This window comes from Allosalinactinospora lopnorensis, from assembly GCF_000981225.1.
Taxonomy (GTDB): domain Bacteria; phylum Actinomycetota; class Actinomycetes; order Streptosporangiales; family Streptosporangiaceae; genus Allosalinactinospora; species Allosalinactinospora lopnorensis.
Genome location: NZ_LAJC01000059.1, coordinates 12780 through 38587, shown reverse-complemented (window position 1 = coordinate 38587; position 25808 = coordinate 12780). Strand labels below are relative to the sequence as shown.

Annotated in this window: 31 protein-coding genes and 1 pseudogene; 14 read left to right on the top strand and 18 right to left on the bottom strand. The window is 70.8% G+C overall.

Annotated elements, in window-relative coordinates; all coding sequences use genetic code 11:
* Nucleotides 1-142: 142 nt before the first annotated feature.
* From VS93_RS19520 to VS93_RS19485, 9 genes are all read right to left on the bottom strand, one after another.
* Nucleotides 143-754 carry a DUF6286 domain-containing protein gene (locus tag VS93_RS19520; RefSeq protein WP_046471340.1) on the bottom strand — a complete coding sequence of 204 codons (612 nt, stop codon included), beginning with the start codon at nucleotides 752-754 and terminating at the stop codon, nucleotides 143-145.
* Between the two features lie 97 nt (nucleotides 755-851).
* The gene (locus VS93_RS19515; RefSeq protein WP_052745869.1) at nucleotides 852-1241 is read right to left on the bottom strand and encodes an Asp23/Gls24 family envelope stress response protein; all 390 of its coding nucleotides are present in this window, start codon (nucleotides 1239-1241) and stop codon (nucleotides 852-854) included.
* 82 nt (nucleotides 1242-1323) lie between these two features.
* Nucleotides 1324-1491, bottom strand: a complete 168-nt coding sequence (locus VS93_RS30105) for a hypothetical protein (RefSeq protein WP_173434334.1) — start codon at nucleotides 1489-1491, stop codon at nucleotides 1324-1326.
* 79 nt (nucleotides 1492-1570) lie between these two features.
* On the bottom strand, nucleotides 1571-1915 hold the full coding sequence (locus tag VS93_RS19510; RefSeq protein ID WP_082127034.1) for a hypothetical protein: 345 nt from the start codon (nucleotides 1913-1915) through the stop codon (nucleotides 1571-1573).
* A 5-nt stretch (nucleotides 1916-1920) separates the two neighbouring features.
* Nucleotides 1921-2403 carry an Asp23/Gls24 family envelope stress response protein gene (locus VS93_RS19505; protein WP_046471339.1) on the bottom strand — a complete coding sequence of 161 codons (483 nt, stop codon included), beginning with the start codon at nucleotides 2401-2403 and terminating at the stop codon, nucleotides 1921-1923.
* A gap of 758 nt (nucleotides 2404-3161) precedes the next feature.
* Nucleotides 3162-3749, bottom strand: coding sequence for a hypothetical protein (locus VS93_RS19500; RefSeq protein ID WP_046471338.1), 588 nt, complete (start codon nucleotides 3747-3749; stop codon nucleotides 3162-3164).
* Between the two features lie 318 nt (nucleotides 3750-4067).
* Nucleotides 4068-4568: a DUF5134 domain-containing protein gene (locus tag VS93_RS19495; RefSeq protein WP_046471337.1), complete on the bottom strand. Its 501-nt coding sequence runs from the start codon at nucleotides 4566-4568 to the stop codon at nucleotides 4068-4070.
* Between the two features lie 175 nt (nucleotides 4569-4743).
* Nucleotides 4744-5121, bottom strand: a complete 378-nt coding sequence (locus VS93_RS19490; RefSeq protein WP_236700621.1) for a DUF1622 domain-containing protein — start codon at nucleotides 5119-5121, stop codon at nucleotides 4744-4746.
* An 80-nt stretch (nucleotides 5122-5201) separates the two neighbouring features.
* Complete coding sequence (locus VS93_RS19485; RefSeq protein ID WP_046471335.1) at nucleotides 5202-6035, bottom strand: NAD(P)H-dependent oxidoreductase; 834 nt, start codon at nucleotides 6033-6035, stop codon at nucleotides 5202-5204.
* A gap of 71 nt (nucleotides 6036-6106) precedes the next feature.
* On the opposite strand from VS93_RS19485, the gene VS93_RS19480 reads away from it, so the two are divergent.
* Nucleotides 6107-7153 carry a GlxA family transcriptional regulator gene (locus VS93_RS19480; RefSeq protein WP_046471334.1) on the top strand — a complete coding sequence of 349 codons (1047 nt, stop codon included), beginning with the start codon at nucleotides 6107-6109 and terminating at the stop codon, nucleotides 7151-7153.
* Here VS93_RS19480 and VS93_RS19475 read toward each other — a convergent pair.
* Nucleotides 7123-7884 (bottom strand): SDR family NAD(P)-dependent oxidoreductase, encoded by a 762-nt coding sequence (locus VS93_RS19475; protein ID WP_046471333.1) that lies wholly within the window; start codon nucleotides 7882-7884, stop codon nucleotides 7123-7125. The two genes, VS93_RS19480 and VS93_RS19475, sit on opposite strands and share 31 nt — an antisense overlap.
* A 38-nt stretch (nucleotides 7885-7922) precedes the next feature.
* Nucleotides 7923-8354, bottom strand: coding sequence for a limonene-1,2-epoxide hydrolase family protein (locus VS93_RS19470; RefSeq protein WP_201776687.1), 432 nt, complete (start codon nucleotides 8352-8354; stop codon nucleotides 7923-7925).
* A 374-nt stretch (nucleotides 8355-8728) separates the two neighbouring features.
* Between VS93_RS19470 and VS93_RS19465 the strand changes: the two genes are divergently transcribed.
* The gene (locus VS93_RS19465; protein WP_046471331.1) at nucleotides 8729-9550 is read left to right on the top strand and encodes an SAM-dependent methyltransferase; all 822 of its coding nucleotides are present in this window, start codon (nucleotides 8729-8731) and stop codon (nucleotides 9548-9550) included.
* A gap of 106 nt (nucleotides 9551-9656) precedes the next feature.
* Here VS93_RS19465 and VS93_RS27205 read toward each other — a convergent pair whose 3' ends face one another.
* The 3 genes from VS93_RS27205 to VS93_RS27200 are packed head-to-tail and all read right to left on the bottom strand — an operon-like array spanning nucleotide 9657 to nucleotide 12203.
* A complete protein-coding gene (locus tag VS93_RS27205) occupies nucleotides 9657-10034 on the bottom strand; it encodes an AMP-binding enzyme (protein WP_052745867.1) in 378 nt (125 codons plus the stop codon).
* The gene (locus VS93_RS19460) at nucleotides 9992-11455 is read right to left on the bottom strand and encodes an AMP-binding protein (RefSeq protein ID WP_052745866.1); all 1464 of its coding nucleotides are present in this window, start codon (nucleotides 11453-11455) and stop codon (nucleotides 9992-9994) included. Before VS93_RS19460 ends, VS93_RS27205 begins: the two co-directional genes overlap by 43 nt.
* Nucleotides 11448-12203: an IclR family transcriptional regulator gene (locus VS93_RS27200; protein WP_052745865.1), complete on the bottom strand. Its 756-nt coding sequence runs from the start codon at nucleotides 12201-12203 to the stop codon at nucleotides 11448-11450. The genes VS93_RS19460 and VS93_RS27200 overlap by 8 nt, the downstream gene beginning before the upstream one ends.
* A 167-nt stretch (nucleotides 12204-12370) precedes the next feature.
* On the opposite strand from VS93_RS27200, the gene VS93_RS19450 reads away from it, so the two are divergent.
* The 9 genes and pseudogenes from VS93_RS19450 to VS93_RS19420 all read left to right on the top strand — a co-directional run bounded on the left by VS93_RS19450 (nucleotide 12371) and on the right by VS93_RS19420 (nucleotide 20503).
* On the top strand, nucleotides 12371-13210 hold the full coding sequence (locus VS93_RS19450) for an ABC transporter ATP-binding protein (protein ID WP_082127033.1): 840 nt from the start codon (nucleotides 12371-12373) through the stop codon (nucleotides 13208-13210).
* Entirely contained in the window at nucleotides 13207-15219 is a 2013-nt protein-coding gene (locus VS93_RS19445) for an AMP-binding protein (protein ID WP_082127032.1), read from the top strand. Before VS93_RS19450 ends, VS93_RS19445 begins: the two co-directional genes overlap by 4 nt.
* 3 nt (nucleotides 15220-15222) lie before the next feature.
* Nucleotides 15223-15825 carry a branched-chain amino acid ABC transporter permease gene (locus tag VS93_RS19440; protein WP_201776686.1) on the top strand — a complete coding sequence of 201 codons (603 nt, stop codon included), beginning with the start codon at nucleotides 15223-15225 and terminating at the stop codon, nucleotides 15823-15825.
* Nucleotides 15798-16094 carry an ABC transporter permease subunit gene (locus tag VS93_RS30565; protein ID WP_201776685.1) on the top strand — a complete coding sequence of 99 codons (297 nt, stop codon included), beginning with the start codon at nucleotides 15798-15800 and terminating at the stop codon, nucleotides 16092-16094. Before VS93_RS19440 ends, VS93_RS30565 begins: the two co-directional genes overlap by 28 nt.
* Before the next feature lie 4 nt (nucleotides 16095-16098).
* Nucleotides 16099-16419: pseudogene (locus tag VS93_RS33485) on the top strand (ABC transporter permease subunit); the annotation flags it as partial.
* Between the two features lie 65 nt (nucleotides 16420-16484).
* Nucleotides 16485-17159 carry a branched-chain amino acid ABC transporter permease gene (locus tag VS93_RS32615; protein WP_269082874.1) on the top strand — a complete coding sequence of 225 codons (675 nt, stop codon included), beginning with the start codon at nucleotides 16485-16487 and terminating at the stop codon, nucleotides 17157-17159.
* Between the two features lie 55 nt (nucleotides 17160-17214).
* Nucleotides 17215-18396, top strand: coding sequence for an ABC transporter substrate-binding protein (locus tag VS93_RS19430; RefSeq protein WP_046471330.1), 1182 nt, complete (start codon nucleotides 17215-17217; stop codon nucleotides 18394-18396).
* Nucleotides 18397-18399: 3 nt separating this feature from the next.
* Nucleotides 18400-19242, top strand: coding sequence for an ABC transporter ATP-binding protein (locus VS93_RS19425; RefSeq protein ID WP_082127031.1), 843 nt, complete (start codon nucleotides 18400-18402; stop codon nucleotides 19240-19242).
* Between the two features lie 34 nt (nucleotides 19243-19276).
* Entirely contained in the window at nucleotides 19277-20503 is a 1227-nt protein-coding gene (locus VS93_RS19420; protein ID WP_046471329.1) for a phenylacetate--CoA ligase family protein, read from the top strand.
* 21 nt (nucleotides 20504-20524) lie between these two features.
* On the opposite strand, the gene VS93_RS19415 is transcribed toward VS93_RS19420, so the two are convergent.
* Together VS93_RS19415 and VS93_RS19410 are read right to left on the bottom strand one after the other, a co-directional pair.
* Nucleotides 20525-20785, bottom strand: a complete 261-nt coding sequence (locus tag VS93_RS19415) for a DUF397 domain-containing protein (RefSeq protein WP_046471328.1) — start codon at nucleotides 20783-20785, stop codon at nucleotides 20525-20527.
* Between the two features lie 23 nt (nucleotides 20786-20808).
* Nucleotides 20809-21657 carry a helix-turn-helix domain-containing protein gene (locus VS93_RS19410; RefSeq protein ID WP_201776684.1) on the bottom strand — a complete coding sequence of 283 codons (849 nt, stop codon included), beginning with the start codon at nucleotides 21655-21657 and terminating at the stop codon, nucleotides 20809-20811.
* A 169-nt stretch (nucleotides 21658-21826) separates the two neighbouring features.
* Here VS93_RS19410 and VS93_RS19405 point away from each other — a divergent pair, with 169 nt between their 5' ends.
* The 3 genes from VS93_RS19405 (at nucleotide 21827) to VS93_RS19395 (ending at nucleotide 23650) form a co-directional block, all read left to right on the top strand.
* On the top strand, nucleotides 21827-22201 hold the full coding sequence (locus VS93_RS19405) for a hypothetical protein (RefSeq protein WP_156184928.1): 375 nt from the start codon (nucleotides 21827-21829) through the stop codon (nucleotides 22199-22201).
* Entirely contained in the window at nucleotides 22201-22674 is a 474-nt protein-coding gene (locus tag VS93_RS19400; RefSeq protein ID WP_082127030.1) for an ATP-binding protein, read from the top strand. The genes VS93_RS19405 and VS93_RS19400 overlap by 1 nt, the downstream gene beginning before the upstream one ends.
* A gap of 472 nt (nucleotides 22675-23146) precedes the next feature.
* Complete coding sequence (locus VS93_RS19395) at nucleotides 23147-23650, top strand: inorganic diphosphatase (RefSeq protein ID WP_046471325.1); 504 nt, start codon at nucleotides 23147-23149, stop codon at nucleotides 23648-23650.
* 10 nt (nucleotides 23651-23660) lie between these two features.
* Here the strand turns inward: VS93_RS19395 and VS93_RS19390 are convergent, their stop codons facing one another.
* Nucleotides 23661-25199, bottom strand: a complete 1539-nt coding sequence (locus VS93_RS19390; protein ID WP_046471324.1) for a glycerol-3-phosphate dehydrogenase/oxidase — start codon at nucleotides 25197-25199, stop codon at nucleotides 23661-23663.
* Entirely contained in the window at nucleotides 25196-25786 is a 591-nt protein-coding gene (locus VS93_RS19385; RefSeq protein WP_046471323.1) for a TetR/AcrR family transcriptional regulator, read from the bottom strand. The genes VS93_RS19390 and VS93_RS19385 overlap by 4 nt, the downstream gene beginning before the upstream one ends.
* Between the last annotated feature and the right edge of the window lie 22 nt (nucleotides 25787-25808).

Sequence of the window (25808 nt, the reverse complement as noted above, 5' to 3'; positions counted from 1 at the left end):
CCCGCGACCCCGGCGCCGAACGCGCCGAGCCCGGCAGCGAGCGCCGCCGCCCCCGCGGCGACGAGCAGCAGCCCCAGTACAGCCAGCCCCCACCGGTTTCCGCGCGCTGACTTGCGCGTCTTTCTCTCGAGTGCCATCGCCATCACGTCTTCAAGAACCTGATTCGCGTTCGGACCGTCAACGAGTGGAGGGGGTCGAGTTCCGCGAGCCGCTCCCGCACCGCGTCGCCCACCGCGTCGCGCAGCCCCTCCGCGGTGCGCAGGTAGGTGCTCGCCCGGACCCGCACACGCCGCCGGCCGACCGACACCCGCGCGTCCTCCACCCCGTCGACTTCGCGCGCCGCCGCGGCCAGCGCCGACCGCATACCCGACCTGGACAGGCCCACCACCAGCGCCGGATCCCCGGTCCGCAGCGGCAGGTAGCCCCCGCGCCCGGGGAGGAGCGCGACCGCCACCAGGAGCAGACCAAGGAGGACCAGCACACCGGAGGCGACCTGCACGGCGGGGTGGTTCCACCGGGCGTCGGCCACCTGGGCGACGCGGTCGAACGGGAGGATCCGCAGCGGAGCTCCGGCCAGGGTCGAGATGATCTCGGCCGCGATGATCACCGCGGCGGCCAGGAGTACCAGGCCGGCGAGGAACGCCGGCCAGGAGCGCCGGGGACGGAAAGCGCGCACAGCGAGCCGACGCGTCCGTCTCTCGGCGCTGGAGTCGGGCCGGCGCTCGATCTCCTCTGTCTCCTCGACGGTGGTCATGTCGTCCTCACCCCTCACTGTTCGTCGGGGCCGAGCCGGTGCCGCGCGGTCCCCTCCGCACCTGCGGCATCGGAGGGCCGGTCCCGGCAGGGTCGGGTCACCGTGCCCGCCGCGCCGGAACCAGTTCGGCGATCTCGATGTCGACATGGCGCACGGACAGCCCCGTGTATTCCTCCACCCGGCGTTTGACGTGCGCCCGGACCTCACGTGCCGTGCCGCGCAGCGGGCTCGGGTAATGCACCGCGATCACCAGCCGCAACGTGACGTGGGTCCCGCTGACTCGGGCCTGCGTCCGCGCGGGATCGCTGCCGCCCACCAGCCCGCCGAAGCGCCCTGTAAGGCGGCGGGTGCCGCTGACCTCGGAGGAGGCCGCAGTGGCGATCTTGGCGACGACCCGGTCGGGCAGGATGGTGGTGCCGCGCTCGGTAGGCGGAGGACTCGTGTCCCGCTTCGGCTCGCCCCGCGGTGGTGCGGTGGCTGTATTCATCCTTTTCGCCCCACTCCTGCTCGTGCCGATCCTGACCGGCCCCTTCCCTCATGCCGCGGGGAGGAGGGCGATCTCCGCAGGATCAGCGCCGGCTGAACATCTCGGCCAGGTTGATCTCACCCTCGTAGGCGCGCCCGGCCAGGAACCCGGCTGCGCCGAACAGGAGGACCAGAACGAACGCCGGGAAACCGCCGAAGTATCCCGAGAGCCCGAGCACCACTCCGAAGGCCAGGCCAACGATGGACCACATGGGCCCACCTCCTCATCCGTGTGATCGTGCGACTGGACACCGCGAGGTGCCCACCATCAGGCGCGTCCGCCGCGCCGACTCACGCCGGATACGGCGCCGCCATGCTCATGGGGCGTGCCTCCATACCCGTGGGATCGGGGACCAGATCCTCGATCGACACGTGCACACGGTGGTCGGGTACCACTTCCAGTACGGCGTCACGGACGTCGCCGGCGATCTCGGGTAGCGGCCGCCCGAAACGCGCCACCACCCCGACCCGGACGCTGCCGTCGCGCAGCACCACACCCTCGACCCGGCCACCGGGCACCGGCATGGACAGGGTGCCGAAGGGGCCCGAGGACAACCCCGCGACGTCGGGAAGACCCCGGACCTTTGCCGCTATCTCGCGCCCCGCCTTCTCCCTGTCCGCTACGTCGCCGGCCACGGCGGTCACTCCACACGCGGTTCGGACGCGCCAGCTTCGTCGTCCTCGGGCAGGTGGATGTCCTCGATGCTGATGTTGACCTCGGTGACCTCCAGCCCGGTCATGCGCTCGACCCCGGTGACCACGTTGCGGCGCACCGCGTTGACGAGATCGGGGATGGCCACCCCGTAATCGACGACGAACTGGAGGTCCACCGCGGCCTGCCGCTCACCGACTTCCACGGCCACACCGCGTGCGGCGGTGCTGGTGGAGGTGGAGCCGGGGATGCGGTCGCGTACAGCGCCGAACGCGCGTGCGGCACCGCCGCCCATCTCGTACACACCACCGATCTCGCGGGTCGCCATCCCCGCGATCTTGGCGACGACGTTCTCGGCGATCGAGGTACGGCTCTCGCTGCTGACCTCGCTCAGGTCGGTGGAGCGGCCTCTGCCTTCTCGTGCCGCGGGAACCCTTGGCTCTGACTCACTGGTGCGGGTGGCTTCGGTCATGGCAGTGCTCCTCTCTGGACGCGTCGCCCGGCGAGTGGCACGGACGCCGGTGCGGAACCGCTCCCGGGCCTGTGGCGGGCTCCGCGCGGGCTGTGCTTCTCCGCTGGGTTCGCCGAAGAAGTCCTCGATCCGCTACGCCGCGCTGACGGCCGTGCCCAACCCCGTCCGCTGGCCCTTCGACACGGCTTCACGGAATCGCTCACGCCGTTCCTCCCCGTTCGGCGCGCTGACTGCGGGACACGCTGTGACGCAAGGTCCAAGCGGCATTACAGCGGCAAACTCTCTAACAGAATGTAATAACCAGAACGCTTTCAGTTCTTACGGCTCGCCGGGAGTCCGATGACGGACACCGAAACGGCGCCATTCGCCTGGCTGCGCGCTGGCGCCTGCGGCCGGTCCGGCAGGGGCCGGTACACGCCGGTCCGCCGAGGCCCCCGGGCTTGGCACGACCAGCGTGTTCCTTTCCCCTATCCCCCGAGGCCACGATGAAACCCCAGGTCAGTTCGGGAACATGGTGCCGCGTCCCGGGACCGGCGCCGGGCGCGTTCGGCGGTTCCGGACGCGCGGCACGCCCCTACCCGGGCACGGGATTCCGGGGTGTCCGCAGCACCGCCTCACCCAGCCGGGCCACCGGAGCTGAGGTCCCTGCCGCGGGGGGGAAGAGCAAGGGGCCGTGCCCGGGGCGGGCGGCAGAGGGGAGGCCCGCCTGGGTACGGCCCCAAGGACATGTGTGCGATTGTAGTGGGGCACCGAGGAGATCAACCCTCGTTACTGAGGATGCGGGGCGAATGGGAGCGCGGACCGCTGAGGTCGGCGCCGCCAGGAGGGTAGAGACCGGTGTGTTTGCTGTAGTCCTCGGCCGTGGCCTTGAGGCGCACCATGGCGTGTTCGACTTCGCCCATGGCACGGAGGAGTTCGTCGTCGCCGTAGCGCTGGAGCTGGTCGCGGGTCAGGGAGACGGCTTCGCGGTAGTTTTCGGAGGCGTTGATCACACGGGCGATGGGGGTGCTGGTGTGCCAGAACCGACCGTAGGGACCGCCGTGATCGGGGTCCTCGACGAGACGGCCTTCGTGGACCAGTTCCAGCAGGCGCTCATAGATCCATTCATGCTGGGTGATGTCGTCGGCGTTGAGTCCTATGGGGCGGGCGTGCAGTCCCCACAGGTCGTCGTGGAGTTCCTGCCAGATCTCGCCGGTGGTGATGAGGCGGTTTCCGTTGTGGCGGCTGCGGTCGACAACGGCGCGGACGCGGTTGGTGTCGCGCTGGGGGTCGGGGAGGTGGCGGCTACCGGTTGAGGGGGCTTCGAGGGCGAGCAGGAATTGGGCGATACGGCGGAAAGCTCCCATATTGCGGCTCGCTTTCTGCTAGGGGGATGGGTTCCCTAGAAACATTCCCGGCTCACGCATTAAATGCCTCCGCGCCCTATTTCGCTTCACCTTCTCCGGCCCCTGGGCCGCGCGGTGCCGCCCGGGACGCGCTCACCCAGATCACCGATGGAGCTCGGCGTGCGCTGGGAGCAGTTCGATGGGCGGCTCCTCGGCCACGGGGGCGGAGGTCCGCATTGCGCCGGGCCGGGATACCGCTTCAGGAATGTCGAGAACCCCGGTCGGCCAGGAACGGCGTCGGGGCCTTCTTGTCCAGGACCCGCTGGCGCGGCCCGACGCTCACAGCAGCGCCATCAGCGTCATCGAACCGATCATGCCCACGCTACTGAGCGAATCGCGCACGGCCAATCGGCCGGCCGCCTGGAGCAGACAGCCCCCGTGCATCCCCAGCCAGAAAAGGCCGACCAGCACGGGAAGGACCGCTCCTCCGGCCGCGACACCACCGTGCACGTGCTCGACCTGCGCCGCTATCTCCTCGTGCCTCGGAACGAACAGCAGAAGCAGCGCCATCGCCAGCAGATCCACGGCGACATGCAGCTGCTCCCGGCGCCGCGGCAGCTCATGCCAGGCCCACGCCGCGGCGACCAGCAGGAAACCGACCAGCGGCAGCCGGGACGGACCGTCCATGCCGACCACGGCCATACTCCCCATGGCCGCCGCCATGACCCCGTGCAGTCCCCACTCGGAAGCCGGGCCGGGCACCCGGACGAGCAGCGGAACAAGGGAGCAACCGAACCCGAGAAGGCCGAGGAGGAGGTGTGTTACCGCGCCATTCGCCATCGCTCTTCCCTGTTCAGGTGCTGGCAGGGTCAGAGGCTGTCGCCCGGGATGTCTCGGGAGTACCCGTTCCCACTACTCGGCGGGGCTACCTCTCCGGGCCGCTACTTGAAACTGTCTCCCAGCAGAGCCCGGGACGCAGAGGATCCCGCGCGTTCGCTCCGCGCCGCCGGCGCGTTCAGCGTTGGCCGCTCTGCGCGGAGGGGGCCGCCCCGCGGGGCTGCCAGGGCCAGCGGTTCTCCAGCTCGGCCTCCAGGGAGAAGCTGAGGAACGTCCTGATCAGGACTATTCCGGCGAGCACTCCGACGCTCTGGAAGGTCGGCGAGACGGCGACCGTGCGGATGATGTCTCCGGCGACGAGGAATTCCAGGCCGAGCAGGATCGCCCGCCCCAGCCCCTGCCGGTAGGTCCGGTAGACCTCGGCCACAGGGTGGCCGCGCAGCAACCGGTAGAGGAACACCGCGCTCACGCTGACCGCGCCGACGACGATGACGGCGACCCCGATGACATCGATCGCGGTCCCGACCGCCTCGATGAGGTCAGCGGTCACTGTCACTGCCCCTCCCCGTGCTCGCCCGCCTTACCGCGTCGGTTCCCCGAGGCCCCACCGGAGTAACACTGAAAGTGATTTTGTGATTACAACAAGGATTGGGTTTTGGCCTCCCCGTCCTGTTCGTGCATGGCCACGTGGTCACCCGCGGTGCTGTGCACCCCGAGCCCTGTACGGCCCGCGGCGAGGTGCGGCCGGAGGACGAGTGCGTCGTCGTAGTCGCCGCTGTTCTCGTGCCGGTAGGCGATGGGGGCGGCCGAGGGGAGCGCGCCGAGCCGGGCGCGCAGCGCGCCGGCGTAGGTCGTGAAGTCGGCTTCGGTAGCGCGGTCCGCGCCGTAGACGACGAACGGCGGCAGCGCGGCGACGCCGGTGTACCAGAGCGTGCCGTGCAGCAGCGGGAAGAGCACCTCGTCCACGTGCCCGTGGACGCCCCGCGGCCCGAAGCCGGATTCGCGCGCGCCGACCGACGTGACGACCAGCGCGCGCTTGCCGACCAGGCCGCCGTCCCCGTACCTGCGGGTCCGGCCCCGCGCATCCTTGATCCCGAAGGCGAAGCCCTGGACGAGGACGCGGTCGAACCAGCCCTTGAGGATGGCGGGCGGCCCGAACCACCACATGGGGAAGTGGAGGACCAGCGCGTCGGCCCATCTGATCTTCTCCTGTTCGGCGAGCACGTCCTCGCCCAGCCGCCCCTCCAGGTAGGCGCGTTCCTGTTCCGCGCCGACGACCAGGCGGTCGGCGTCTTCGGGAGCGGTCCCGCCGAAGTCGTCCGCGTCCACCACCGGCTTCCAGCCCATGGCGTAGAGGTCGGACACCCGGTTCTCGTGGCCCAGTCGTTCCAGTGCGCGCAGCCCTTCGTCCATGAGGGAGCCGTTCAGGGAGTGCCGTTCGGGGTGGGCGAATACCCAGAGGATCTTCATGCACACGATGCTGCGTGAGCGGCGCACACACCGCGAGGGGCCAGATGGCCGTGATGTGAAAGGATTTGGCCATGACCGCGTTTCGAGCCGCCGACCGGCACCGGGTCGCCGTCCTCGTCCGCAGCGGGGTGCTGCCGCTGGAGCTGGGGCTGGTGCACCAGCTGTTCGGCGCCGCGGCCGGCAGCGGCGGCACTCCCCTGTACGAGGTCGTGACCTGCGCACTCACCCCAGGTCCGGTACTGACGAACGCCGACTTTCCCATCCGTGTCCTCCACGGCCCCGAAGCGCTGGCCGAGGCCGACACCGTAGTCGTCCCGGCCACCCACGAGGAGGGCGAGCCCGAGATCGCGGGCCGGCTCGGGCCCGCGCTCGTCGGCGCCTTCGCCCGCATCCGCCCCGGCACCCGGATCGCCTCGGTCTGTACCGGCGCCTTCGTGCTGGCGGCCGCCGGGTTGCTGGACGGCAGGCGGGCGACGACACATTGGAAGTCGACGGAGCGCTTCCGCCGCCTGTTCCCCGCCGTCGACCTCGACCCGGACGTCCTCTACACCGACGAAGGCGGCGTTCTCACCTCGGCCGGGGAGGCTGCCGGGATCGACCTGTGCCTGCACATGATCCGGTGCGACCACGGAGCGGCCGTCGCCAACGACGCCGCCCGCTCCACGGTCGTCCCACCGCACCGCGAAGGCGGGCAGGCCCAGTTCATCCCGCGCCCCGTCCCCGAGCCGGCCCGGCGCTCCTCGACCGGCGTGGCCCGCGCCTGGGCGCTGAAGCGTCTCGACCGGCCGCTCACACTGCGCGAGCTGGCCGCTCAGGAGTCCATGAGCGTCCGGACGTTCACCCGCCGCTTCCGGGAGGAGGTCGGGCTCACTCCGGTGCAGTGGCTCACGCAGCGGCGCGTCGAGCGCGCCCGGCAACTGCTCGAGGAGACGGACCTCCCCATCGACCGGGTCGCGGCCGACGCCGGATTCGGTACGGCCACCTCCCTGCGGCACCATCTGCAGACGGCGATCGGTGTCTCCCCCAGCGCCTACCGCACCACGTTCCGGGGCCCGGACGGTGCGGCCCGGGACCGGCGGGGCGCACTTCAGGAACCGCCACCGCGGTCCCGCTGGTAGCCGCCGTCGACGTCCCAGATCGCCCCCGTGACGTAGCCGCTGACCGTGTCGTCCAGCAGCGTCAGGACGGGGCCCGCGATCTCCTCGGGCGCGGCGATGCGTTTGACGAGGTTCGTCGCGATGGTCGCCTCTTCGAGCTCCGGGACGGCGGCGGTGGCCGCACGGAGCGCCGGCGTGTAGGTACCTCCGGGGCAGACGGCGTTGACCCGGATCCGCATGGGCGCGAGCTCGATGGCCCAGGTGGGAACCAGGTAGTTCAGCGCCGCCTTGGTCGCGCCATATGCCCCCATCCCCGCCATGGGCTGCCGGCCGGTCGCCGAGGAGACGAGGACCGCGGCCGCGCCCTCCCGACGCCCCATCGCCGGAGCGGCCTGCCGCATGAACGCGATCGTCCCGCGCAGGTTGACCGCGATCGTGCGGTCGACCTGTTCCATCGGCTGCTCGGTGACGGCACCCGGGATCAGCGTTCCGGCGTTGCACACCAGCAGGTCGAGTCCTCCGTGCTGCTCCACCGCGTGGGCGACCGCCCGTTCCGCGGTCTCCTCGTGCGCGACGTCGCCGGCGACATAGGACGCGTGCGGTCCGAGCTTCTCGGCGGCCTCCGCCGCCGCGCCCTCGCGCCGGGCCACCAGAACGACGCGTGCGCCGCCCGATGCGAGTCCCTCGGCGACGGCGAAGCCGATTCCTTCGCTCCCCCCGGTCACGATCGCGGTCTTGCCGTCGAAACGCATCCTTGTGTCCCTGGTCGCAGGTGTCGGTGCCGGATCTGTCACTGGTCGGTGTCCGCGGCAGGAGCGAGGTGGGCGAACTTCGTCGGATCGAAATAGTCGCGCCAGGCCCGGATCATGCCATTCTCGATTTCGAAGGTGCCCATGACGGGAAGCGACTCGACCAGGACCTTCCCGTCCTCGCCGGTCCAGCGCTCGTGGCGTTCGGTGAGAACGACCTGGCCAGCGCTCGCGATATTCAGAACTTCCCCGTGCACGCACTCGAGTCCCGTTTGCTCGACGAACGCCTGCAGGAAACCGAAGATCTCCGCCTTGCCGCGTACCTCCGGCAGTCCTTGGTTCGCCCAGACGCAGTCGTCGGCGAGATAGCGGTCGAACGCGGCCTTCATCTGGTCATACGTTTCTCCCATATCGGTGAAGAACTGCACGACCAGGGTTTCATTCGCATTGGAGGACTCACTGGGGGAAAGCATGGCAGGACGTTATTGCCGCGCTGAGGGCGCGTCAACCCGCTCATTGGCGGCCGCGACCGCCCGGACGTGCGAATGACGCAGGCAGACGTCGATGATCCGCCACCGGATCACCTTCAGGTCGTGATCGTTGCGTTTGCGTTATCCGCACCGGTGTCTCTCCGGCGGCTCGCGCACGCCCTCTCCGCGATTCTCCGTCTTCCAGATGCAAGCCTTTTACCTGCACTTTCGCGCCTGTGCAGCAGAATTGCGCATCGACGGCCCCGGGTTTCCCGCGTCAGGCAGTGGGCCGGCATGATCACCGGAAACGGTAGCCTTACTCCCGAGTTCAACACGCGGTCCGAGGTGCGAGACTTGGAGGATCGGTGGCGCCGGACATGGGCAAGGGGCTGAGCTCCACAAACGGGGAGTCGTTTCCGCCGAACATCGATTTCGGCGTGCCGAGTATCGCCCGGGCCTACGACGCTGTTCTCGGCGGCAAGGACAATTTCGAGGCCGACCGCGCCGTCGCCCGGGAACTCTTCCAGGTCATGCCGGAGATCGGCGACCTCGCGTGGGACAACCGGGCGATCCTGGGCCGGGGGGTGAGCTATCTCGCCGGCGAGATGGGACTCCGGCAGTTCATCGACCTCGGCTCCGGTCTGCCAACGGTCGAGAACACCCACCAGGTGGCCCAGCGCCACAACCCGACCGCGCAGGTGGTCTACGTCGACAACGACCCGATCGTCCTCGCGCACGGGCGCGCGCTCCTCGATGAGAACGAGTACACCTCGGTCGTCACCGCCGACCTGCGCGACCCGTCCGGCGTCCTCGGCCATCCGGACGTGCAGCGGCTGATCGACTTCACCCGACCGGTGGGCATCCTCCTGGTCGGGATGCTCCACCACCTGCACGACGACGAGGACCCGCAGGGCATCGTGCAGGCCTACCTGGACGCCTGCCCCTCGGGAAGCCACCTCCTCGTGACCCACTTCTGCAGGTCCAGCCCCGACGCCGCGGCGCTCGAAGAGACGTTCCTGGAGTTCCTCAAGACGGGCCGCTTCCGGACCCGGGAGGAGATCGAGAGGTACTTCGAGGGCCTGGAGCTCGTCGAGCCCGGCGTGGTGTACCTGCCCGAGTGGCGTCCCGATGAGGAGCCCGCCTACCCGCTGACGGTCGGCCAGCGGCTGATGGTCGGAGGAATCGGCCGCAAACCGTGACGCCGGCCGGCGGACGGAGACAAGCCGCCGACCGCTTAGGCGCCCCTTCCAGCGGGTCCGCTCCCGCGGGTCCTGGTGCCACCGGCACCGCGCTCGGGCGCCCGGATCACGGCCGCGCCGCGGCGATGACCTGCTCCCAGGTCAGATGAAGCGGTTCCTCCCCGGCACCGGCGAGCAGGACCGCAAGGGCCTCTCGCCGCGCCCGCGGCGAGAGGTCGGCCGCGAAGCGGTCCACGAAGCCCAGCGCGCGGGGCCGGGCCAGGCCGCCCAGCACCTCGCGCACCGCGTCCAGCAGGTCGCGGGCGAGCGCGGCATCGCCCGTGAGGCCGGGTCCCAGCACGACCGCCGCCGCCAGCGACCGGCCGAGGCGGGGATCGGCCCGCTCGCACACGTCGGCCTCGGCGACGAAGGGGTGGGAGAGCAGTGTGTCGCGCACCTCGGTCAGCGAGACGAGCTGGCCGGAGACGCTGACCACCTCGTCCATGCGGCCGTGGAAGGCCAGTCTCCCCCCGGCGCCGGGAGTCCCGGCATCAGCGGTGTGGCTGGCGATGTCGCCGGTGGCATAGCTGCCCGGGTAGCGCTGCCAGTGCCGCCCGGCGTCGGCGGCGCCGGCGCCCTCCAGCGCGCGCAGGGTTCCCGCCCACGGGTTGCGCAGAACGAGTTCCCCGCGCCCGCCGGGCGGCACCGGCTCACCGCCGTCGACGATGGCGAAGCCGGATCGGGCAGCAGTGCGGGCGCGACGGGCCGGTCGACGCTCACGATACCGCCGAGTTCGATCTGCCCCCAGGCGTCGGCCACATCGATGCCGCCGGCGCCGATGCGGTGCCGCAGCCAGTCGGCGAGCTCGGAGTCCAGCGCCTCGCCGAGCGTCACGATGCGCCGCAGCGAGGCCACGGCGCCGTGTGCCGGCGGCCGCTGCGCCCAGCCGCGCAGGCGGCGGACCACCGAGGGTGAGGTGACCAGCGTGGCGACGCCGTAGCGCGCCACGATCTCCCAGGCGCGGTCGCGGCTGGGCACGTCCAGGGTCCCCTCGAACATCACCGCGGTATCGCCCCAACTCAGGGGGCCGTAGACCCCGTGGACCTGGATGCCGAGCCACGCGATGTCGCCCGCGCACCAGAACACGCCACCGGGGGACAGCCCGTACCGGTGGACGGCCGCGGCGGCGGCGAGGATGTTCGCCGTGCCGTGCAGTGCTGAGACCGGGCGGCCGCGCCGGGTGGCCATAGGCGTGGCCAGGAGCCGGTGCTCGGCCTCCAGCGCCACAGGGGGCGCCGGTTCCTCGGGGATCGCGGCCCGGAGCTCGTGCCACCAGCGGTCCCCCGCGTACCAGGCCACGTCGACCCCGGTACGGCGCACCACCACGGTCTGCTCGACGCCGCCCACCGCGGTCAGCGCCTCGTCGGCGCGGGCCTTCAGGGGGAGGATCGTGCCGTGTCGCCACGCGCCGTCCTGGGTGACCAGCAGCCGCGGGCCGAAGTCGGCAAGGCGTTCGGCGAGGGCCTCGGCCGGCAGCGGCGTGGGGACGACGGTGTGCACGGCGCCGACGTGCGCGCAGCCGAGCATGGCCACCACCGTCTCCGGCAGCCAGCCCAGGTGCAGGGCCACCCGGTCTCCGGGGCCGACACCGAGCCCGCGTAGCACGCTCGCGAACGCCCGGACCTCGTCGTGCAGTTCCCGGTAGGTCAGCTCGCGGCGGTCGCCGGGCTCCCCCTCCCACTGCACCGCGATCCTGGCGCCGTGCCGGGCCGCGTGCCGGCCCACGCAGTTCGCCGCCAGGTTGATCCTGCCGCCGGCGAACCAGCGCCCGTAGGGAGTGTCGGGAGTGTGGAGCGTGTGCCACGGCTCGTCCCAGGACAGATCACCGGCGACCCGCGCCCATTGCGCGGCCCAGCGCTCAGTCATGGCTCAGCGTCCTTCCGGCCGCCGTCGCCGCCTGGATCAGTTGCCGCGCCAGCGTCCCGGCCCGCTCCTCGGTGATGTCGGGGTCCACCGCCACGGCGAGCGCCGCCACAGCGCGGCCCTGGCCGTCGGACACGCCGACCGCGAGCTCGGAGGCCTCCGCTGCCGCCTCCCCCGCGACGTAGAGGTAGGGGGCCTGCCGCCACGCGTCGCGCTTCTTCTCGGCGAGTTCGCGCTGCTCGCGCTCTGCCGTCTCCAGCGCCTGGTCCCAGGCGGGGGTGTCGGCGCTCGCGGCGAGCACCCGCCCGGCCGCCGTGGCCAGCGCGGGTCGCACGCGGTGCGCGTCGCGGTAGATGCCGCCGTCCTGGCCGTCGACCCGGTCCACGTAGACGGCGTTTCCCCGCACGAGCAGTGCCACCTGCACGGTGTGCCCGGTGGCGTCGCGGAGCCGCACGAGGTAGGGCGCCAGCGCGCCGAGCACGGGAAGCCGTCCCAGGTAGCGCTCGGAGAGACGGGTGACGCCCGGGCCCAGCCCGTAGCGCGCGGAGCGCGGGTCCTGCTCGGCCAGGTCGGCGAGGACGAGCGAGCGCAGCAGCCGGTGGACGGTGGCCACCGACAGCCCGGAGCGCTCGGCCAGGTCGTTGAGGTGCTGGTAGGCGGGACCCTCGCTGAGCAGATCGAGTAGGAGTACGGCGTTGCGCACGGTTCCCAGTGTTCCGCGAGCCTCAGGCCGGACGTCGGACTCGGCCACGCACCCGCCTCCTTTCTGACAACTCGATTCCAGCTACAGGGACGACTGAGGGTATCAGAGCTTCCTGATTTTCAGATCAGCACTATTGCGTTACACATAGTGGAATTGTAGTGTGCGTCACACTCCGTTCGCCATGGACACGGGGACCAGCAGGAAGGAGACACCACGTGATCTCCCGCGCCTACCGGCACGACCTCAACGGCAGCCGGCTCGCGCCCGGTCGGACGGTGCTGGAGTGCTCAGGCGTCCACCTGGGCTTCGGCGGCGTCCAGGCCCTCGACGACGTCTCCCTCACCGTGACCCAGGGCCGCATCCACGCCGTGATCGGCCCGAACGGCGCCGGGAAGAGCAGCCTGCTCAACTGCGTGAGCGGGTTGTACCGGCCGCAGCGCGGCCGGATCACGCTGCACACCGACCGCGGGGCGCACCAGCTCGCCGGAACGCCCCCGCACCGGATCGCCCGGCTCGGCGTGGCCCGCTCCTTCCAGAACATCGAGCTGTTCTCGCACCTCACCGTGCTGGAGAACCTCATGCTCGGGCGGCACATCCACATGTCGAACCGGCTGCTGCCCGCGATGCTCTGGTTCGGGCCGGCCCGCCGGGCCGAGATCGCGCACCGCGAGCTGGTGGAGGAGGTCATCGACCTGCTGCGGATCCAGGAGGTGCGGCACAAGCCCGTCGGCTCCCTCGCCTACGGCGTCCAGAAGCGCACCGAGCTGGGCCGCGCGCTGTGCATGCAGCCCGGCCTGCTGCTGCTGGACGAGCCCATGGCCGGGATGAACGCCGAGGAGAAGGAGGACATGGCGCGGTTCGTGCTGGACGTGCACGAGCTCGCCGGCGTCACCGTGGTGCTCATCGAGCACGACATGGACGTCGTCATGGACATCTCGCACCGTGTGACCGTCCTGGACTTCGGCCGGGTCATCGCCGACGGCTCCCCCGACGAGGTCAGGAGCGAGCCCGCGGTCATCGGGGCCTACCTGGGAACGGAGGCGGTGGCAGAGTGAGGCAGCCCCGGAGCGCGCCCTCCGCCGGCCCCGCGCGGGAGGACGCCGGCGCCGGCGAGGCGACCTTCCCCCGACTGCTCGCCGAGCGGGCGCGGACCACCCCGGACGGCGTCGCGCTGCAGGAGAAGCGCTACGGCATCTGGCAGCCGCTGACCTGGCGCCGGTACCACGAGCGGGTCCGCGACTTCGCGCACGGCCTGGCCTCGCTGGGCGTCGAGGCGGGGCACACCGTGGCGGTCGTCGGGGACAACCGCCCGGAGTGGCTGATCGCCGAGCTCGCCACACAGTCGATCGGCGCCGCGGTCGTCGGGGTCTACCCCACGAGCATCGGCGAGGAGATCGTGCACATCCTCTCCCTGGCCGAGGTGCGCGTCGCCGTGGCCGAGGACCAGGAGCAGGTCGACAAGCTCGTCGAGCTCAAGCTGCAGCTTCCCCTCCTGGACACCGTGGTCTACTACGACCCGCACGGCCTGGAGCGCTACACCGAGACCTACCTGCGCGAGTTCACCGACGTGGAGCGCCGGGGCCGGGAATGGGGCCGGGACCACCCGCACTGGCTGGACGAGCGCGTCGCCGCGGGCGCACCGGAGGACATCGCCGTCATCTGCACCACCTCCGGGACCACCTCGCGGCCGAAACTGGGCGAACTGTCGCACCGCAACCTGCTGGCGATGGCCGACCACCTGACGGAGATCGACCCCCTCACCGAGCGGGACCGCTACGTCTCGTTCCTCCCCCTGGCCTGGATCGGCGAGCAGATGCTCGCCGTGGCGTGCGGGCTCACCCGCGGATTCACGCTCTCCTTCCCCGAGGAGGCCGGAACCCAGCGCTCCGACCTGCGGGAGATCGGCCCCGACGTGATGTTCAGTCCGCCCCGCATCTGGGAGTCGATGCTCTCGGAGGTGCAGGTCCGCGTCGACGAGGCCGGCCGGCTGAAGCGCGCCGTCTTCGGCTGGGGGTACCGCGTCGGCGAACGCACCGCCGAGCTGCGCGTCCGGGGGCGCGCACCGGGTCCGGCCGGCCGGCTGGCGTACCGCCTCGCCGACTGGACGGCACTGCGCCCCGTCCGCGACCAGCTCGGCCTGGCCCGGATCCGGCGCTGCTACACCGGGGGCGCCCCGCTCGGGCCCGACGTGTTCCGGTTCTTCCACGCCCTCGGGGTCAACCTGAAGCAGATCTACGGCCAGACCGAGATCTGCGGCATCGCCGTGGTGCACCGCGACGACGACGTCCGGTTCACCACCGTGGGCCGGCCCATCGCCGGAACGGCGATCCGCATCGCCGAGGACGGCGAGATCCTGCTGCGCTCCGACTCGGTGTTCCGCGGCTACCACCGCAACCCGGAGGCCACGGCGCAGGCGGTGGACTCCGACGGCTGGCTGCACACCGGCGACGCCGGCTACCTGGACGACACCGGGCACCTCGTGGTGATCGACCGCGCAGCGGACGTGCTGCAGACCGCCGACGGCACCCGCTTCTCCAGCGCCTTCATCGAGAACAAGGTCAAGTTCTCGCCCTTCGTGGAGGAGGCGGTCGTGGTGGGCTCGCCCGACCGGGCGGGGATCAGCGCGATCGTGACGATCGACCCCACCACCGTGGGCTCCTGGGCCGAGCACCTGCACATCTCCTACACCACCTACACCGATCTCGCCCAGAAGCCGGAGGTCTACGACCTGATCGCGGAGGAGGTGCACCGCGCCAACACCGACCTGTCCGAGAGCATCCGGGTGCGCCGCTTCGTCCTGCTGCACAAGCAGTTCGACCCGGACGACGACGAGATCACCCGCACCCGCAAGGTGCGGCGCTCGGTGATCGCGGAACGCTACGCGGGGGTGATCGAGGCGCTGGAGCAGGGAGAGGGCGCCACCACCGCCCCGGTGACGAGCACCATCACCTACCAGGACGGCACGCACGTCAAGCGAGAGCTCGACCTGCGGGTCCGCGACATGTCCGGCTACGAACTCCCGGCGGGGCACCGCCGCCGGCCGATCTGGACGGGACGGCGCTGACCCATGGACTCCTTCCTCACCCTGACCGCCTACGGGCTGGCCGATGGCGCGGTGCTCGCCCTGGCAGCGCTCGGCTTCGTGCTGATCTACAAGGCGACCTCGGTCATCAACTTCGCGCAGGGCGAGTTCCTGCTGGTGGGCGCGTACACCTTCTACGCCTCGTTCGGGCTGTTCGGGCTGCCGGTGACCGTGTCGGTGCTCAACGGCGTGCTCATCGCGGTGCTCCTCGGCGTCGTCGTGGAGCGGTTCGTGCTCCGCCCCCTCGTCGGGCGCAGCGCGATCAGCGTGATCATGGTGACGATCGGCCTGTCGGCCGTCCTCACCGCGATCATGCAGATGATATTCGGCACCCAGGCGCGGGAGATGCCGCCGGTGCTGCCGCGCGGCACGGTCGCGTTCCTCGGCGCCTCCCTTCCGCTGCACCGACTGCTCGTCATCGTCGTCGCGGCGATCGTGCTCACCGCCTTCACGCTGTTCTTCCGGCACACCCGGCACGGCGTGGCGATGCGCGCGGTCGCCGACGACCAGCAGGCCGCCCTCACTCTGGGCATCTCGGTGCGGCGGGTCTTCGCGATGGCGTGGGCCCTGGCCGCGGTGAGCGCCTGATCGCCGGTGTGCTGCTGGCCGACATCACCGCCGTCGAGCCGCGGATCGCCGCCTTCGGCCTGCTGGTCTTCCCGGTGGTCATTCTCGGCGGCCTCGACTCGGTGCCGGGGACGATCGTCGGCGGGCTCACGATCGGCCTGATCCAGCAGTACACAGCGGGATACCTGGACCCGGGGTTCGCCGCGGTCGTCCCCTACATCGTCCTCGTGCTGATTCTCATGGTCCGGCCCTATGGGCTGTTCGGCGAGACACGAATAGAGAGGGTCTGACACGATGCCGGCGACCGCCACGGGCGTGCACCACCGCACCTACCGCTCCGAGCTCGCGCTGCGGCACACCCGGGCCGAACGGGCCCGGCTCGTGCTCGTCGCGGCCGCGCTCGTGTCGCTGCCGTTCCTGCTCGACGTCTATTGGCTCAGCGTCGTCAACACCATCCTGATCGCGACGATCGGCGCCGTCGGCCTGAACATCCTGGTCGGGTTCACCGGGCAGATCTCGCTGGGCCAGGGCGGCTTCCTCGCGGTGGGCGCGTTCACCTCGGCGCTGCTGTACGAGAGGGCCGGGATGCCCGCCTCGGTCTCGATCGCCGCGGCGATCGTGCTGACCGCGGTCGTCGGCGCCTTCTTCGGTCTGCCCGCGCTCCGGCTCAAAGGCTCTACCTGGCCATCGCCACCCTGGCCTCGCAGACGCTCATCCTGTTCGTGGTGCGCCGCTGGGAGTGGCTCACCGACGGCGCCGGCTACCTGGACATGCGCGCGTTCACCCTGCTGGGGGTGGAGTTCGGCGGGCCGCTGTTCGAGGTGCAGTGGTACGCCGTGCTGCTCGTCGCGGCGAGTCTCGCGGTCCTGGCCGCGCGCAACCTGTTCCGCACCAACCTCGGCCGCTCCTTCATGGCGGTGCGCGACCACGACATCGCCGCCGCGGCGATGGGCGTCAACGTCACCCGCACCAAGGTCATGGCCTTCGCCGTGTCCTCGGGATTCGTCGGGCTGGCCGGCGCGCTCACCGCGCACTACAACTCCACGGTGTCCTGGGAGCGGTTCACCCTGGAGGAGTCCATCCTCTACCTCGCGATGATCATCGTCGGCGGGCTCGGCAGTGTCGCCGGCTCCGTCTACGGCGCGGCGTTCCTCATCCTGCTGCCGCTGCTGCTGCTGGAGCTCAGCCGCGTCCTGCACAACGCCGTGCCCCTCCTCACCGAGCATTTCCCCGCACTGGAGCTCGGAGCGTTCGGGCTCGTCATCGTGCTCTTCCTGATCTTCGAACCACGCGGCCTGGACCGGATCTGGCAACGGATGAAGGACTACGTCAGGTACTGGCCATTCCGGTATTGACTGCTGATCGGCAGAAAGGATCCCCCATGCGCACTCCTCCTGGCCTCTTGCCCTGATGACAACCGTTCCCGTTCTCCTGGGGTCGACCGCGTGCAGCGGAAGCGCGGTCACCGGCGGCGGGGAGACCGACGACGACGGCCCGATCCGCATCGGCATCATCGCCGACATCACCGGGGCCACATCCGACGTGGGCAGCATCTACAACGAGGGCATGCTCGGCTACCTCAGCTGGGTCAACGCCCAGGGCGGGATCGAGGGCCGCGAGATCGAGGCCCAGTCCAACGACTACGCCTACGAGGTCCCGCAGGCCGAAGAGCTCTACCGGCGCTACGTCTCCGACGGTGTCGTGGCGGTGCAGGGGTGGGGCACCGGCGACACCGAGGCGCTGCGCGGCAGCGTCGCCTCCGACGAACTGCCCTTCATGTCCGCCTCCTACTCCGAGGACCTGACCGACCCGGAGGACTCCCCCTACAACTTCGTGGTGGCGCCCACCTACTCCGACCAGATGCGGGTGGCACTCGACCACATCGCCGAGGAGACCGACGACGGCACCGAGGTCGCGGTGTTCCACCACGACTCCCCGTTCGGCAGCGCGCCCGTCGCCGACGGCGAGGAGTGGATCGAGGAGAAGGACTACGACCTGGGCTACGACTCCTACGCCATGCCCGACGACACGGCCAACTACGTCAGCATGCTCACCCAGGCCGAGGACCAGGGCGCCGAGTACATCGTGATCCAGAACGTCTCCAGCCCCGCGGCGCAGGTCGCCCAGGACATCGCCGAGCAGGACATGGACATGGAGATCGTGTGCCTCAACTGGTGCGCGGACGAGCTGTTCATCACCACCGCGGGCGAGGAGGCGGCCGAGGGCCACACCTTCGTCCAGCCGTTCGCCCCGCCCGGGGCGCAGCGCCCCGGCCACGCCGATCCGGCGGAGTTCCTGGAAGGGGAGGGCGAGTCCCTGGAGGAGAAGGGCCTGCACTACACCCAGGGCTGGTACACGATGCACGTCATGGCCGAGGGGATGCGCCGGCTCGCCAGTGAGGGCGAGGAGGTGACCGGCCCCAACCTCCGGGACGCGCTGGAGGACATCGAGGTCGACACCGGCGGCGTCATCGGCACCGGGACCGTGAGCTTCTCCGCCGACTCCCACCGCGGTTCCACCAGCACCGGGCTCTACGAGGTGAGCGACGGGACGATGAACGAGGTCGCGCCCGACGTCACCCCGGCGGAGTAGCACGTGTCCACGCCCGCGCCGCAGCAGGTGCAGGACGGGGCCCCGGCGGCCCCGTCCGCGCCCCTGCGCCTGAACAACGTCGAGGTCATCTACGACGAGGTCATCCTCGTTCTGCGCGGCCTGTCCCTGGAGGTCGCCGCGGGGTCGATCGTGGCGCTGCTGGGCTCCAACGGAGCCGGCAAGTCCACCACCCTCAAGGCGATCTCCGGGCTGCTGCCCAGCGAGCACGGCGAGATCACCGACGGCGACGTGCGTTTCGGCGACCGCGACGTGACGCACATGGACGCCGCCCAGCGGGTCCGCCGCGGCATGTCGCTGTGCATGGAGGGGCGGCACGTCTTCGAGCACCTCACCGTGCAGGAGAACCTCGTGGCGGGCGCCTACAGCCGCGGGCGCGCCCGCCCGGAGGACCTCGACCTCGTCTACGGATACTTCCCGAAGCTGGGGGAACTGCGCTCGCGTGTGGCCGGCTACCTCTCCGGCGGCGAGCAGCAGATGCTCGCGATCGGCCGCGCGCTGATGGCCCGGCCCCGGCTGCTGATGCTGGACGAGCCCTCGCTCGGGCTGGCGCCGCGGCTCGTCGAGGAGATCTTCGGCCACATCGCGCGGCTGAACCAGGAGCTGGGCACCACGGTCCTGGTGGTGGAGCAGAACGCGCGCCAGGCCCTGGGCATCGCCGACCACGGCTACGTCATGGAGCGCGGCCGCATCGTGCTGGACGGGTCCGCGGCCGAGCTGCGGGAGAACCCCGACGTCAAGGAATTCTACCTCGGTATCGGCAAGGAGGGCGAGCGCCGCAGCTACCGCGACGTCAAGCACTACAAGCGCCGCAAGCGCTGGCTGTGAGGAGAGCCGGCCGGCTACCAGGACGGAGAGCGCAATGACACAGCCGCAGACACTGCGGGAATCGGTGCACCACTACACCACCGGCCTCGACTCCGAGGTCAGCACCGCCGTCCGCGAGGCGGCGGCCCGGGTGCCGGCGTTCGCCGCCCGGCTGTCGGAGGCCGGGATCGACCCGCGGGACGTGGCGGGTGTCGGCGACCTCGCGGCCCTGCCCGTCATGACCAAGGACGACCTGCTGGAGCGGCAGCGGCGGGAACCGCCGTTCGGCGGCTTCCTCGCCCCCGACGTCCGACCACGCCGGCTGTTCCAGTCGCCCGGCCCGATCTACGAACCGCAACTGCCCGGCACCGACCCGTGGCGCTGGGGCGAGGCGCTGCAGGAGCTCGGCATCGGCGACGGCGACACGGTCCTGAACTGCTTCGGCTACCACCTCTCCCCCGCCGGGGCGATGTTCGAGGAGGGCGCGGCCTCGGTCGGGGCGACGGTGGTCCCGGGCGGGGTCGGCAACCTCGACCTGCAGGCCCGGTTGGCCGCCGATCTCGGCCCCACCGCCTACACCGGGCTGCCCAGCTACCTCAAGGCGCTGATCGACCGCTTCGAGGAGGCCGGTCTCGACCCCGCGGCGTGGCAGATACAGCGCGCGCTGGTCACCGCCGAGCCGCTGCCGGACTCGCTGCGGGCCGTCCTCGCCGCACGGGTGCCCGACGTCCGCATGGCCTACGGGACCGCGGAGACCGGCCTGCTCGGCTACGAGACCGCGCCGAACTCCGGGCTGAAGATCCCGAGCGGGGTGCTCGTCCAGATCTGCGATCTGTCCACCGGGCGGCCCGTGCAAAACGAGGACACGGGGCAGATCGTGGTGACACTGCTGCGCCCCGACTACCCGATGGTGCGGTTCGGCACCGGGGACCTGTCAGCCTGGCAGGCGGGGCCGGACGGTGCGCCGCGGCTCGCCGGAGTCCTGGGCCGGGTGGGCGACGCGGTCAAGGTGCGCGGCATGTTCCTGCACCCGCGCCAGGCCGAGGCCGCGCTCGCCGGCGTGCCCGGCCTGTCCGCCTCCCGGTTCGTCATCGACCGGGTGGAGCACCGCGACGTGCTGCGCTGCGAGATCGTCCCGGAGTCCGGCGCGAACGCCGACTGCCTCGCCGCGGAGGTGCGCGACCGGGTGCGCACCGCGCTGCGCTTCGAGAGCGAGGTCGCGGTCGTACCCGCGGTCCCCGAGGACGCGCAGCCGATCGAGGACGTGCGCGACTGGTCGTGACGGGAGAGCGGAAACGAGCCGTTACAGGCGGGTGGCCTTCACAGCGGTGAGGAACGCCGACCACTCGGCCCCGGAGAACGACAGGTGCCCCGCGTGGGGGTGCTTGGAGTCCCGCACGGCGATAGAGGTGGGGAGCTGGGCGTACTCGACGCAGTTGGGGTTTTCCGGGCCGCTGTGGGAGGAGACGTGCCAGGCGGCGCTGGAGCATTCGAGGCAGTTATCGCCTGCGGGTTGGCTGTAGCTGCTCTTGCGCCATGCGCGGGACAGTTCTGACGCGGCCATCCCGCGCCTCCTCTCCGCTCGTGCTAGAGACCGGCTCTGATGTGGTCAATCAGCTCGACGGCCTCGTCGGGGTCGCCGGCCTTTGCTCTCAGATGCTCAAATGCCAGCTTATAACGGTCGTAATCGGGCTCATCGTCCAGGTACAGGTGGCCGCTGAGGTGTTCGATGTAGACCACGCCCGTGTTGTTGGCGGTCGGGGTGTCGAGGATGGTGAATGAGACTCCCATGGAGGCGTGGGCACCGCTTCCGAACGCCAGCACTTGCAAGTCGACGTGTGGCAGTTCGCTTACCTCGATGAGTCGGCCCAACTGCTCTCGCATGGTCTCCGGGTTGCCCACGGTTCGTCTCAAGACCGCCTCGTCAAGGATGACCCATAGCCGTGCGGGGTTGGTTTGGTGAAGGATCTCCTGGCGTTCTTTGCGGGCGGCCACTCTTTGTTCGGCTTCGTCGGGAGACATGTCCGCACGAGCTGACCGGATGAGTGCCCGCATGTATTGCTCGGTCTGCAGCAAGCCTGGGACCAGTTGGGTCTCATACGTCCGGACTGAGGTCGCTTCGGCTTCGAGACCGACGTACGTGCTCGCGAAGACGCCCGGATAGTTATGCCACCAGCCCTTCCGGCGGGCTTCACGTGCCAACGTGATCAGCGTTTCGCGTTCACGCTCGTCTTTGACCCCATAGATCTGAACAAGCAGTCGCACGTCGCTTGGCGTCACCCGAGACTTGCCGGTCTCGATGCGGGAGATCTTCGCCTTCGACCAATCGAGCTGTTCTGCGACGTCGTCGGTCTTCAGTCCAGCGGCTTCGCGCAACCGGTGCAACTCTCTGCGGAGTTGGCGACCTCGAAACGTCTCGATACGGGGTGTGGACACATCGACTCCTCTCATTTACCGGCCTGAGCAGCAGCGTAGCGGATACAACCCTGACTCGCAACAAGCCAAAATGAAACGTTGCATGTATATCAGTTTCGTGTGATGCTGAGAGTGTGGTGTTAACCACCACGTGTCGTTGCTGGTAACCGGAAAACGCCGGAGGTTTCCCATGTCCTCGCCCAATCCGTCCATAGGCGCTATGCGTCGTTCGCTGCTGGCTCGGCTGCAGCAGGAGGTGCACAGGTTCGGCAGGTCGGCGCTGGTGGCGTTGGCCGGTTCGGACCACCCGGTGCTCTACACCGTCGGGACCGATGGGCGCCGGGTCACGATGGTGGCGCTGTGGCTCGGGGATTCCTGGTGGTTCGTCTGGAGCCACAGCGGCCAGGCCCGCGCTGACTCCCCGGGCGAGGCCGCCGCGGCCCTGGCCGGACACAGCCCGGCGGGCGGCGCGGGAAACGTCCGCGCCCTGGTCAGCCGCCGCCCTCGCACCCGTGGTAACCGGGCCGCGTACGCCGCCCCGGGTGCACTCGCGGGGGTGGCGTGATGGAGGACGTGCTCTCCCCGTTCACGCTCAGCGCCTACCGGTCCTTTCCCGGCCTGGCCGAGCAATGCCGCCAGGCCCGCGTCTGGGTGCGGGCGCTGGTGCGCGACTTCTCCGACGTGGCCGATGCCGTGGAAGTGGTGGCCAGCGAGTTCTTCAGCAACGCCCTGCGCCACACCGCCTCCGGTGGCCCCGAGGGCGAGGTGGACGTGTGCCTGGTCGGCCTGACCACCGGCGTCATCCACCTGGAGGTGATCGACCAGGGTGAGGCCACCACCACAGCCGAGCGCCAACCCCTCGACCCGCTGCGCCCCGGCGGCTGCGGCCTCATCCTGGCCGAAGCCCTCTCCTGCACCTGGGGCCGCACCCCCGCCGACACCGACCCGCGCTCCGGCGCCCACACCCCCGCCCCCAACGGCTACACCGGCCCGATGATCACCTGGGCCCACTTCCACACCAGAACCCAGCGATCTTGACGATTTCGTTCCTTCATACGCCGATAAAGGAACGCTTTCGTCAAGATCGGCGGGGAAACCCCCACGAATCGGACACATCGACAACTACACCCCCTGCGCCGACCACGAGCGGCGGCAAGGGTGGACGGATCTGGTCGCGCCGAGCGCATCGCGGCGGGAGACCGGGGGCCGACAAGCTTGATGAGCGCGGTGCGGGCCCTTGGGCTCCACCGCGTTTTCTCCGTACCCGGCCCCCCGTCTTCGGGCCCCGCCGCGAGGGGCGAACGTGGACAGATCCGGACACTCGCCCCACCACCACACACCCAAACCCCCGCATGCGCGGGGAGTGGGAAAAGGGGTGGCGAGCAGCGACACCAAACCCGAAGAAGAGTGAGGTAGCGGACCCCGGGGGACGATCATCCCATCCCGACCAGGGCGGGTAGGTTGGCCTGGCAAGCGCATCGCGTCCGGTGGGCACTAAGGGGAGCATTCCATGGACTTCGACATGGTGGTCGAGATCCCGCAGGGGTCGCAGAACAAGTACGAGATGGACCACGAGCGGGGCCGGCTCCGGCTGGACCGTACGCTGTTCACCGCGACGCAGTACCCGGCCGACTACGGCTACATCCCGGGCACCCTCGCCGAGGACGGCGACCCGCTGGACGCGATGGTGCCCCTCGACCAGCCCTCCTACCCGGGGAGCGCGGTCCACGTCCGCCCGGTCGCGGTGTTCTGGATGCGCGACGAGCGCGGCCCCGACGCCAAGGTCCTGTGCATGCCCGCCGGTGACCCCCGGGTGGACCACATCCAGGACCTGAGCGATATCCCCGAGTTCCAACTGAACGAAATCACCCACTTCTTCGACATCTACAAGCGGCTGGAGCCGCTGAAGAGCTCCGAGGTCCGCGGCTGGCAGGACCGGGAGGCCGCCGAAGCGACCGTTCTCGACGCGCGGCAGCGCGCCGAGGGCCAGCCCAGGGCCCGCACCGGGGCCTGATCCGCGGGCGCTACCCGTTTTGGACGGCCTCCAGCGCCCGGCGCGCCGCCGGGGCCGCCGCGGCCCGGTCCTCGGGCACCAGGCCGATCCGCGTACGGCGGTCGAGGAGGTCGGACTCGTCGAGCGCGCCCTCGTGCCGGACGGCGAAGCGCAGCTCCGCCGGGGTGACACCGGCACCACCCGGGACAGGGGCCAGCAGCGCCGGATCGTCGGCCGCCTCGGCGACGACGCGCGCGGCCTCGGTCCCGTAGCGCTGCACCAGGCGGCGCGGCGCCGTAAGCGCGTCGAGGGCCGCGGGGGCGGTCGCCCCGACCAGCGGGAGTTTCCTGGTCCGGCACGGCCCCGCCGTGAGCCCCGCGGCGCGGACGGCGGTGTCCACACCGTCCTCGGCCATCCGCCGGTAGGTGGTGAGCTTCCCGCCGACCACGGTGACCACGCCCTCGGGGGAGACCAGCGCGGCGTGCCGGCGCGATAGGTCGGCGCTGTCGCCCTGCCCCGCGTCCAGCAGCGGCCGAAGGCCCGCGTAGGCCCCGATGACGTCGGCGCGGCGCAGTGGCGTGTCCAGGGCGCCGCTGAGCGTGTCGAGCAGGAACGCGATGTCGGACTCGGGTGCCGCCGGAACGTCGGGGATGGGGCCGTCCACGGGCTCGTCGGTGATCCCGGCGAAGATCCGGCCGTCGCGCTGCGGCAGGGCGAAGACGAAGCGGTTGGCGCTGCCCGCGACACCGACCATGATCGCCGCCCTGGGCCCGCCCAGCGTCTCCCCGCCGAGCACGATGTGCGTGCCCCGGCTGGGGCGCAACCGCACGTCCGGCACCAGTTCACCGGCGTACACGCCGGCCGCGTTGATAACGGCCCGCGCCCGCACCTCAAGGCGCTCACCTGTGAGGACGTCGCGCAACCGGGCGCCGCCGCCGTCGACGCGCTCGGCCGCGCAGCGTGTGATGACGCGCGCACCGTGCCCGGCCGCGGTGCGGGCCAGCGCCAGTACCAGGCGGGCGTCGTCGACGAGCTGACCGTCGAAGGAGAGGAGCCCGCCCCGGAGCCGGTCCCTGCGGACGCCGGGCAGCAGCCGCGGCACCTGCTCGCGGGTGAGCCTGCGGGAGCGGGGCAGCGTTCCCGCATCGGTTCCCGCGGCGGTGCGCAGCAGGTCGCCCGCTGCCATGCCGATGCGGGTCGCGGCCGCGCGCGGGCCCGCCATACCCGGGTACAGCGGCAGCACCATCGGCAGTGCCCGGACCAGGTGCGGGGCTGTCGCACGCATGAGCACATCGCGTTCCCGCGCGCTCTCGTAGGCGATACCGAGCTGCCCCTTGGCGAGGTAGCGCAGCCCCCCGTGGACGAGTTTGGAGCTCCACCGGCTGGTGCCGGACGCGAGGTCGTGCCGGTCGACGAGGACGACGGACAGCCCCCGGGAGGCGGCGTCCAGCGCCGCGCCGGCGCCGGTCACCCCGGCCCCGATCACCAGGAGGTCCACGCCGGGGCCGCTCGCGAGGGTGTCGAGGTCGCGGCGGCGCCGCGCGGCGTTGAGGGAGGTCGCATCGGTCACCGGGGGTCCTCCTCCGGGGCGAGATAGCCGGTCAGAAGGGTGCGCAGCTCCGCGAGCAGCCGGTCGTCAGTCGCGATGTCGGCGGTCAGGCGCCGCGAGGTCACCAGGTTCTGCACGACGATGAGCACCAGCCGCGCGAGCACCGCCGGGTCGCCCTTGCGGATGGAACCGTCGCGCTGGCCCGCCTCGATCTCGGGGGTGAGCAGTTCCAGTGCCGCGAACTGGCTGGCACCGAGGCGGTGGAACGCGTAGGTGGCCAGGATCTCCGGTTCGTTGTCGACGATCCGGGTGAACAGGGGGTGCCTGATGAGCGTGCCGACCACGCCGGCCGCCTGGGCCACCAGATGCTCGCGCGCGGTCCTCTCCCCCTGTGCGATCCTGCTCTGCTCCAGGATCCGGTGCAGTTCGCGGGTGAGGAGATCGGCCACGAGCGAGGTGACGTCGGGCCAGCGCCGGTAGACGGTCGGGCGGCTCACACCGGCCCGGCGGGCGACATCGGTGAGGGTCGTGCGGCGCACCCCGAAGGCCTCCACGCACGCGCGGACCGCGTCGAGGATGCCGTCTTCAACGTTACGTCTTGACGTCATATGTAAAACTGTACGGCATGAG

Bases quoted from the DNA above. Each gene is read 5' to 3' on its own strand.
- VS93_RS19520 (WP_046471340.1), bottom strand. From the start codon at position 754: ATGACCACCGTCGAGGAGACAGAGGAGATCGAGCGCCGGCCCGACTCC.
- VS93_RS19515 (WP_052745869.1), bottom strand. From the start codon at position 1,241: ATGAATACAGCCACCGCACCACCGCGGGGCGAGCCGAAGCGGGACACG.
- VS93_RS30105 (WP_173434334.1), bottom strand. From the start codon at position 1,491: ATGTGGTCCATCGTTGGCCTGGCCTTCGGAGTGGTGCTCGGGCTCTCG.
- VS93_RS19505 (WP_046471339.1), bottom strand. From the start codon at position 2,403: ATGACCGAAGCCACCCGCACCAGTGAGTCAGAGCCAAGGGTTCCCGCG.
- VS93_RS19500 (WP_046471338.1), bottom strand. From the start codon at position 3,749: ATGGGAGCTTTCCGCCGTATCGCCCAATTCCTGCTCGCCCTCGAAGCC.
- VS93_RS19495 (WP_046471337.1), bottom strand. From the start codon at position 4,568: ATGGCGAATGGCGCGGTAACACACCTCCTCCTCGGCCTTCTCGGGTTC.
- VS93_RS19485 (WP_046471335.1), bottom strand. From the start codon at position 6,035: ATGAAGATCCTCTGGGTATTCGCCCACCCCGAACGGCACTCCCTGAAC.
- VS93_RS19480 (WP_046471334.1), top strand. From the start codon at position 6,107: ATGACCGCGTTTCGAGCCGCCGACCGGCACCGGGTCGCCGTCCTCGTC.
- VS93_RS19475 (WP_046471333.1), bottom strand. From the start codon at position 7,884: ATGCGTTTCGACGGCAAGACCGCGATCGTGACCGGGGGGAGCGAAGGA.
- VS93_RS19470 (WP_201776687.1), bottom strand. From the start codon at position 8,354: ATGCTTTCCCCCAGTGAGTCCTCCAATGCGAATGAAACCCTGGTCGTG.
- VS93_RS19465 (WP_046471331.1), top strand. From the start codon at position 8,729: ATGGGCAAGGGGCTGAGCTCCACAAACGGGGAGTCGTTTCCGCCGAAC.
- VS93_RS27205 (WP_052745867.1), bottom strand. From the start codon at position 10,034: ATGGACGAGGTGGTCAGCGTCTCCGGCCAGCTCGTCTCGCTGACCGAG.
- VS93_RS19460 (WP_052745866.1), bottom strand. From the start codon at position 11,455: ATGACTGAGCGCTGGGCCGCGCAATGGGCGCGGGTCGCCGGTGATCTG.
- VS93_RS19440 (WP_201776686.1), top strand. From the start codon at position 15,223: ATGGACTCCTTCCTCACCCTGACCGCCTACGGGCTGGCCGATGGCGCG.
- VS93_RS19430 (WP_046471330.1), top strand. From the start codon at position 17,215: ATGACAACCGTTCCCGTTCTCCTGGGGTCGACCGCGTGCAGCGGAAGC.
- VS93_RS19420 (WP_046471329.1), top strand. From the start codon at position 19,277: ATGACACAGCCGCAGACACTGCGGGAATCGGTGCACCACTACACCACC.
- VS93_RS19415 (WP_046471328.1), bottom strand. From the start codon at position 20,785: ATGGCCGCGTCAGAACTGTCCCGCGCATGGCGCAAGAGCAGCTACAGC.
- VS93_RS19405 (WP_156184928.1), top strand. From the start codon at position 21,827: ATGTCCTCGCCCAATCCGTCCATAGGCGCTATGCGTCGTTCGCTGCTG.
- VS93_RS19400 (WP_082127030.1), top strand. From the start codon at position 22,201: ATGGAGGACGTGCTCTCCCCGTTCACGCTCAGCGCCTACCGGTCCTTT.
- VS93_RS19395 (WP_046471325.1), top strand. From the start codon at position 23,147: ATGGACTTCGACATGGTGGTCGAGATCCCGCAGGGGTCGCAGAACAAG.
- VS93_RS19385 (WP_046471323.1), bottom strand. From the start codon at position 25,786: ATGACGTCAAGACGTAACGTTGAAGACGGCATCCTCGACGCGGTCCGC.